This is a genomic window from Plesiomonas sp. (assembly GCF_051650925.1).
Classification (GTDB): domain Bacteria; phylum Pseudomonadota; class Gammaproteobacteria; order Enterobacterales; family CAMTGL01; genus Plesiomonas.
The window spans coordinates 1-1,123 of the sequence record NZ_JBOFRH010000082.1; the positions used below are offsets into that span (position 1 = coordinate 1).

Genomic DNA, 1,123 nt, shown 5'->3' on the forward strand with positions numbered 1-1,123 from the left:
GCGCACGAATCTGGTGCAACTGTTCATACAGCGGAAAGGCTAACGCCACTACCGCCGGTTGCAATAACTGGTTCAGTAACTGGCTACCGGAAAAATACTTATCGTAAGGAATACCGGTCGCGACCAGAAAACCGATCAGAACAATCATTGAAATCAGTAACGGGTTCATCAGCGGTGATTTGACTTTGGTCGCTAGCCAACGGGCTGCGAAAAATACCGCTAAAGTCAGAGGTAAAGGCCACCAGTTCATGATCATTTTTCTCCGTTACCACGTGCTGCGGACTGATCCGCTTTGTTGCTGTTTGCCGCGTTTGGCTGTACCGCGTCGACCGTTTCCGGTGCATCTGGCGTACCGGCCATCAAATCAGATTTAGCGTGAATGCGTTGGTACACCACGGATACCGCAGTCATCACAATCAGTGTACTGACGGTGGTGGAGACCAAAAACGCCCCCATGCTGCTGGAGAGATCACGGTAATGGTTGATCAGGCCGACACCGATAGGAATGAACAGTACCGCCATATAGCGGATAAAGAGATACATCCCGGTTTCACCCAATCGGCTTTCACAATTTGCAGACTGAGCAGAATGAACAGCACCAGCATACCGATGATGCTACCGGGGATATTAAGATGCAGCCAAGCAGACAGGCTGTTTCCCACCCATAAACACGCAAAAATAAGTACAAAGGCTCGGGCATAGCCCCATACATTGCTGACGTACTGTGACATAAGATTAGACAACACTCATTAACCTGCAATCATCATACAATTATTCTATAGGATGTGCCATAGATCACACAAATTAATTGTGTCGGATTATGGGCGTAGGGATCTGTCAGACATTAGCATACTCACTGTCACTCACCCACGCTTATCTACGTGCTGGCGCACAAATGAGTGTAGTAATTTGATCATCATTTCTTTTCTGTGATGTATAGACAAAGGCAAAAGCAGGTTGATAGACTAAAAACGTTTCTGGTGGCAACCGGAAAACATGAAAGTTCGGATGAAGGTATCAGGAGAGTGGAGAATCGACTCCACGCCGAAGAAGTAAATCTTTCAGGCGCTGTTATTCAACAGCAGGGACTGTTACTGGACGAGCCCTTGGAGAGATCCATTGA

The 1,123-nt window shown here is 47.4% G+C and carries 1 protein-coding gene, 1 pseudogene and 1 riboswitch; the gene and the pseudogene both read right to left on the reverse strand.

The annotated features are described in order from the left end of the window. A partial coding sequence (locus ACRC27_RS01905) for an LrgB family protein (protein WP_438639059.1) occupies positions 1–256 on the reverse strand: 256 nt, incomplete at its 3' end. Further along, a pseudogene (locus ACRC27_RS01910) lies at positions 253–731 on the reverse strand (CidA/LrgA family protein). The pseudogene ACRC27_RS01910 and the gene ACRC27_RS01905, both read right to left, overlap by 4 nt. Before the next feature lie 277 nt (positions 732–1,008). Next, positions 1,009–1,101, forward strand: a riboswitch (glycine riboswitch). The last annotated feature ends 22 nt before the right edge of the window (positions 1,102–1,123 follow it).